Below are 5,917 nucleotides of genomic sequence, written 5' to 3' on the forward strand. Positions count from 1 at the left end.
GCCACACCCCCCGCACCCGCTGACCAGCGGCACAACCCCGCACCCGCACCCGCAGAACCGCACGAGTTCAAGAAAGCAGAGCCGCTCTCCATGACCTCCCTCACCGACGCCGACGCCACCACCCCCGACGGTTACGGCGAACTGCGCGCCCAGCTCGCCACCCTCACCACCGAGGCATTCCGCCCCGAGCTCGCCGAGATCGACCGGCTGGCCACCGCGGAGATCGCCCGGATCATGAACGACGAGGACCGGACCGTGCCGGCCTCCGTCGCCGAGCTGCTGCCCGAGATCTCCGCGGCGATCGACGCCATCGCGGCGCGCATGACCCGCGGCGGCCGGCTGATCTACGCGGGCGCCGGCACCGCCGGCCGGCTCGGTGTCCTGGACGCCAGCGAGTGCCCGCCCACCTTCAACACCGACCCGGCCGATGTGATCGGCCTGATCGCGGGCGGCCCGTCCGCGATGGTCACCGCTGTCGAGGGCGCGGAGGACAGCAAGGAGCTGGCCGCCGCCGACCTCGACGCGCTGGGCCTGACCGCCGAGGACACGGTGGTCGGCATCTCCGCCTCCGGCCGTACTCCGTACGCGATCGGGGCCGTGGAGCACGCCCGCGCCCAGGGCGCCCTGACCATCGGCCTGTCCTGCAACGCGGACTCCGCACTGGGCGCCGCCGCCGAGCACCCCCTGGAAGTCGTCGTCGGCCCCGAGCTGCTCACCGGCTCCACCCGGCTCAAGGCGGGCACGGCACAGAAGCTCGTCCTCAACATGCTCTCGACGATCACGATGATCCGGCTCGGCAAGACGTACGGGAACCTCATGGTCGACGTGCGCGCCTCCAACGAGAAGCTCCGCGCCCGTTCCCGGCGGATCGTCTCGCTGGCCACCGGCGCATCGGACGCCGAGATCGAGGCCGCGCTGGCCGCCACCGACGGCGAGGTGAAGAACGCCATCCTGACCATCCTCGGCCAGGTCGACGGTCCCACCGCGGCCACGCTGCTGTCCGCGTCCGACGGCCACCTCCGCGCCGCGCTCGCCGCAGCCCCCCGCACCACCTGACCCTCCCGCACCACCTCCGCTCCCCGCACAGCAAGGCACCACGCACCATGGCTACAGAAGACAAGAACCGCGCCACTGCCGCCGCGATCCTTCCGCTCGTCGGTGGCGCCGCGAACGTCAGCTCCGTTGTCCACTGCATGACCCGGCTCCGGCTGGGTCTGCACGATCGTTCGCTCGTCCAGGACGAGGCACTGAAGGCCGTGCCCGCCGTCATGGGCGTGGTCGAGGACGACACGTACCAGATCGTTCTCGGTCCCGGTACGGTCGCCCGCGTCACTCCTGAGTTCGAGAAGCTCGTCAAGGAGGGCCAGGAATCGGCCCCGGCACCCGACCCGGCCGCCACCCCGCTCACCGCGGAGGAACTGGCCACGCAGGGCGCCGAGATGAAGGCGGCCAGGAAGGCGAAGAACGCCACCCCGTTCAAGCTGTTCCTGCGCAAGATCGCCAACATCTTCGTCCCGCTGATCCCGGCCCTGATCGGCTGCGGCATCATCGCGGGCCTCAACGGCCTGCTGGTCAACCTGGAGTGGCTGCCCTCGGTCACCCCGGCCCTGGCTGCGATGGCGTCCGGCTTCATGGCCCTGATCGCGGTCTTCGTCGGCTACAACACGGCGAAGGAGTTCGGCGGCACGCCGATCCTCGGCGGTGCGGTCGCGGCCATCATCGTCTTCCCGGGCGTCGCGAACATCGAGGCGTTCGGCCAGAAGCTCTCCCCCGGCCAGGGCGGTGTCCTCGGCGCCCTGGGCGCGGCGGTCCTCGCGGTGTACGTGGAGAAGTGGTGCCGGCGCTGGGTGCCGGAGGCACTGGACGTCCTGGTCACCCCGACCCTGACGGTCCTGGTCTCCGGACTGGTGACGATCTTCGGCCTGATGTACGTGGCGGGTGAGGTCTCCACCGCGATCGGTACGTTCGCCGACTGGCTGCTGTCCAACGGCGGTGCGGGCGCGGGTCTCGTCCTCGGCGGCTTCTTCCTGCCGCTGGTCATGCTGGGCCTGCACCAGGCGCTGATCCCGATCCACACCACGCTGATCGAGCAGCAGGGCTACACCGTACTGCTCCCGATCCTCGCCATGGCCGGTGCCGGCCAGGTCGGTGCCGCCATCGCGGTCTTCTTCCGCCTCCCGCGCAACGAGTCGATCCGCCGGACCATCAAGTCCGCCCTGCCCGCGGGCTTCCTGGGCGTCGGCGAGCCGCTGATCTACGGTGTCTCGCTGCCGCTGGGCCGCCCGTTCATCACGGCCTGCGTGGGCGGTGCGTTCGGCGGCGCGTTCGTCGGCTTCTTCAACCAGCTCGGCGACGCGGTGGGCTCCACCGCGATCGGCCCGTCCGGCTGGGCGCTGTTCCCGCTGCTGGACGGCAACCACGGCCTGGGTGCGACGATCGCGATCTACGCGGGCGGCCTGGTCGTCGGATACCTGGCGGGCTTCGTCGCCACGTACTTCTTCGGCTTCAGCAAGGACCTGCTGGCGGAGTTCAACGTCTCCCAGGAACCGGCCGCCTCCACGGTCACGGCCTCCGGCCCGGCCACGGTCGGCGCCGGCCCGGAGGCTCCCGCGAAGGAACCCGCGGGGGTCTGACGGACCACGGAAACCACGAGAACGGCGGCACCCCGGTGGGGTGCCGCCGTTCCGTTGTCCGACTCAGACCGGAAAGGCGTCCGTGGCGAGCGTGACGTCGAAGGGCGCCGGCATGACAAGCGGCTTGCCGAACGGCACGGGGTCGGAGCGCTTGTACGTACCGTCCTCGTTGGGCTCCGTGAACAGCGTGGCCATCGCCCCACGCGTGTCGAACCGGTCGATCAGCAGGTACATCGGCACTCCGGCGCGCGCGTAGGCACGGTACTTCTTGGTGCGGTCGTCGCGGGCGTCGCCCTTCGAGGTGATCTCGACGACGAGGAGTGCCTCGGAGACATCAACCGGATCGCTGCTCTCGGAGTCGGCGGCATCGATCAACTCGGCCGGCATGACCACGAGGTCGGGTACGTACAACTTGTCGAGGGGCGCCACGTGAACCCCCAGGGTCTGATAGATCCCCAGCTCTTCGGGCAGATTCGCGTAGAGACGGCGCTGGACCTTGGCGGCGATCCCGTTGTGATGCGCATGAGGCGGCGGTACCAAGACGATCTGCCCTTCGTCGATCTCGGCGCGCCACCCCTCGGGCACGTCCAGTTCCAGCCAGGTATGAAGCAGGTAGTCCCACGGGCGGCCTTCAGAGTCCTGCTGGTGTTCGACCATCGCGACGGTCATCGCGGGTCCCTTCTTCTGAAGCCTGTCCAAGGAACGTAGATCGACGATTCAGCGGCGCAGGGCCGCTTTCCTCAGCGTCCCACGATCGTGTGACCGACGCACCGAACACCCCGCACTCCAGGACGGGCCACCCGACAGCGCGCCGATTTCACTTTCTGCAATCACTTCGCTACCTTCCGTGACGAGCGACCATGATCATCATGGCCGCCCCGCACCCCTGGAGATCGTCATGCGACACCTCTTCACCAAGGCCGCAAGCCTCGCGGCCGTGGCCATGCTCGCCTTCACCGCGGCCCAGCCCGCCCAGGCCACCCAGAGCCGGGAGGGTGCGCGTGACGCGGCGGTCGCGCCCGCGTACTTCGAGATGACCGACATCACTCGGAGCACGTTCATCGTGAAGCTGGTCGAGGAGCGCCAGATCAACCACGCCAGGGCCCTGGTGAACGGTGAGACCACGGTCGAGCCGCACGTCGTCGGCCGCATCGTGAAGCGCCCGGCCGACTACAACCCGCGGTGGAGCTTCCACTACGACCCGCAGACCGTGAGCTTCTTCGACTACGCCATCGAGATCTGCGACGCGACGGTGCCGTACGTCGAGGACCACCTCGACGAGGCGGGCGGCCCCTTCCTGCCCGGAAACGTCTTCTGCCCCTGGACCTCGACGCTCGTCCGGGAAGTCCCGGCCCCGTAGCACCGGCTGCACGGCGGAAGGGCGGCACTCCGACAGGGGCGCCGCCCTTCCCCTGCGCTCACCGGCCGGAGGGGGCGGGCTCGACGGACCGGTTCCCCGTCCCGACGGTGACGAGGGCGATCCCGGCGCAGCACACCGTCAGCAGCAGGAGTTCGGCGGGCGAGGGGGCGGACTCGCCGCCCAGGGCCCAGTCACCGAGGCGGACGGTGAAGGGGACGGCCAGTTGCACGGCGGCCGTGAAGACCGGGCCGCGGAGCAGGATGAGCCGGTGCTGTACGAGGTAGGCGGGCGCGTAGACCGCGGCGCCCAGCAGCACGATGCCCCCGGCCGCCGTCGGGGTGGGCGGGTGCGCGATCAGCGCGGGCAGGGACATCGGGAGCAGCAGACAGGTGGCGGCGGCGAGCAGCACCGGCAGCACGGCGAGCGGCGGCAGCCCGGACAGCCGGTCCCGGTACAGGAATCCGTACACCGCGAAGGCGACGGTCGCGGCCGCCACGAGCAGCAGCCCCACCGCGTCGAGGTCCCCGGCATCCGCCCCCAGCGCCGCGTATCCGGCGGCTGCGGCGCAGGCCAGGAGCGCCCCCGCGGCCTTGCGGGGCCCTGACCGTTCGCGGAAGAACAGCGCGCCGACCGCCACCGAGGCGCACGGCATCAGCGCGACGACGAGGTTGGTGAGCGAGGTGCCGATGCGCGGGATGGCGAGGAGCGTGCCGGCCGCGTACCCGGCGAAGCCGAGCAGACCGAGCAGCCACACGGTCCCCGGCCGCGCGGCGGCCCGCCGCAGGTCGGCCCGGCCGCTCGCGGACGACGCGGCGACGGCGGTCAGGACCAGGCAGCACACGGCGGTACGGCCCACCGCCACGGTCAGCGGTTCCGTGCCGGTGACCAGAGCGCCGGAGAGCAGCCAGGTCCCGGCGAGCAGCAGCACGAGAACGACCGGCATCGCGGACCGCCTTTCCGGGAGGGGGGACGAACGGGTCAGCGTCCGGCCGGAGCCTGCGCCTTCACCATCTCCAGCAGAGCCTGGTGCGTCTCCCGGTCGGCCGCCGCGATCAGTCCGCCCGCACCGGTGTTCACCAGCAGGCCGCGGAGGTCCGTCACCACACAGCCGGCGGCCTCGCAGAGCGCGATCCCGGCGGCGAAGTGCACGCTGTCGCGCAGGTCGCCGTCGGTGACGTACGCGGCCCTGCGGCCGGAGGCGACCCAGGCCACGGCCAGCGTGGTGGAGACGACACGCGGCCGGAACCGCTGGGCGAACTCCGGGGCGGCGAGAAGGTGCACGGCCCGGAAGTCCGGTGCGTTCGGGAAGGGGGCGTCGAGATTGACGTCGACCAGCCGGGAGCCGGACGAGGGTGCCAACTCCTCGTCCGCACCGTCCCTCCGGACACGGGCATGTGTGCCGTCGGTCCAGAACACCTCGCCGCTGAAGGGGTCGGCCGACGCGGCCGCGGTGACGGTGGATCCGACCCGCAGGGCGACGTTCACCGCGACCAGCATGTTCCGCACGGCGTAGTTCAGCGTGCCGCACAGCGGATCGACCAGCCATCTGCGCTCCGCGCCGGCCGCACCGGTATCCCCGCTCTCCTCGCCCGTCACGGCGTCCTCGGGCCGGGCCGTCCGCAGCACGTCGAGAATGGCCTGCTCGGCCGCGAGATCGGCGGCCGTCGCGAAGTCACCGCCGGACTTCTCCGTACGCGACAGCACGGTCCCGAACATGCCACGAACCACCGCCGCCCCCGCCTGCGCCGCTTCGACGGCCAGTTGCGCATCGCTTGCCGTGCCCATGCTCACCATGCCCGCAGGCTATCGGCGGCTCCTGCCCACACGACCCCGGGCTCCGCCGCCGGCTATCGGCGGCTCCTGCCTCCACGGCACCAGGCTCCGCCGCCGGCTATCGGCGGCCGGCCCCCGCACGGCTCCTGCC

General features: G+C 71.3%; 6 protein-coding genes. 3 read left to right on the forward strand and 3 right to left on the reverse strand.

The genetic code is table 11. The annotated features are described in order from the left end of the window. Positions 1 to 90 precede the first annotated feature (90 nt). Positions 91 to 1,056 (forward strand): N-acetylmuramic acid 6-phosphate etherase, encoded by a 966-nt coding sequence (murQ, locus tag JGS39_RS35395; protein ID WP_219573867.1) that lies wholly within the window; start codon positions 91 to 93, stop codon positions 1,054 to 1,056. Positions 1,057 to 1,103: 47 nt separating this feature from the next. Next, positions 1,104 to 2,633, forward strand: a complete 1,530-nt coding sequence (locus tag JGS39_RS35400) for a PTS transporter subunit EIIC (protein WP_219573863.1) — start codon at positions 1,104 to 1,106, stop codon at positions 2,631 to 2,633. 63 nt (positions 2,634 to 2,696) lie between these two features. Here the strand turns inward: JGS39_RS35400 and JGS39_RS35405 are convergent, their stop codons facing one another. Then, positions 2,697 to 3,302 carry a Uma2 family endonuclease gene (locus JGS39_RS35405; RefSeq protein ID WP_219573864.1) on the reverse strand — a complete coding sequence of 202 codons (606 nt, stop codon included), beginning with the start codon at positions 3,300 to 3,302 and terminating at the stop codon, positions 2,697 to 2,699. 178 nt (positions 3,303 to 3,480) lie between these two features. Here JGS39_RS35405 and JGS39_RS35410 point away from each other — a divergent pair, with 178 nt between their 5' ends. Further along, complete coding sequence (locus JGS39_RS35410) at positions 3,481 to 3,993, forward strand: BP74-related protein (protein WP_306071101.1); 513 nt, start codon at positions 3,481 to 3,483, stop codon at positions 3,991 to 3,993. A 58-nt stretch (positions 3,994 to 4,051) separates the two neighbouring features. Here JGS39_RS35410 and JGS39_RS35415 read toward each other — a convergent pair whose 3' ends face one another. Together JGS39_RS35415 and JGS39_RS35420 are read right to left on the reverse strand one after the other, a co-directional pair. Beyond that, entirely contained in the window at positions 4,052 to 4,936 is an 885-nt protein-coding gene (locus tag JGS39_RS35415; protein ID WP_219573865.1) for a DMT family transporter, read from the reverse strand. Between the two features lie 35 nt (positions 4,937 to 4,971). Beyond that, the gene (locus JGS39_RS35420) at positions 4,972 to 5,787 is read right to left on the reverse strand and encodes an inositol monophosphatase family protein (RefSeq protein WP_219573866.1); all 816 of its coding nucleotides are present in this window, start codon (positions 5,785 to 5,787) and stop codon (positions 4,972 to 4,974) included. Between the last annotated feature and the right edge of the window lie 130 nt (positions 5,788 to 5,917).

It is taken from the genome of Streptomyces poriferorum (assembly GCF_019399235.1).
GTDB classification, from domain to species: domain Bacteria; phylum Actinomycetota; class Actinomycetes; order Streptomycetales; family Streptomycetaceae; genus Streptomyces; species Streptomyces poriferorum.

What these genes read in the sequence shown, in the direction of transcription:
- JGS39_RS35415 (WP_219573865.1), bottom strand. Translation starts at nt 4,936, where the DNA reads ATGCCGGTCGTTCTCGTGCTGCTGCTCGCCGGGACCTGGCTGCTCTCC.
- JGS39_RS35400 (WP_219573863.1), top strand. Translation starts at nt 1,104, where the DNA reads ATGGCTACAGAAGACAAGAACCGCGCCACTGCCGCCGCGATCCTTCCG.
- murQ (WP_219573867.1), top strand. Translation starts at nt 91, where the DNA reads ATGACCTCCCTCACCGACGCCGACGCCACCACCCCCGACGGTTACGGC.
- JGS39_RS35405 (WP_219573864.1), bottom strand. Translation starts at nt 3,302, where the DNA reads ATGACCGTCGCGATGGTCGAACACCAGCAGGACTCTGAAGGCCGCCCG.
- JGS39_RS35420 (WP_219573866.1), bottom strand. Translation starts at nt 5,787, where the DNA reads ATGGTGAGCATGGGCACGGCAAGCGATGCGCAACTGGCCGTCGAAGCG.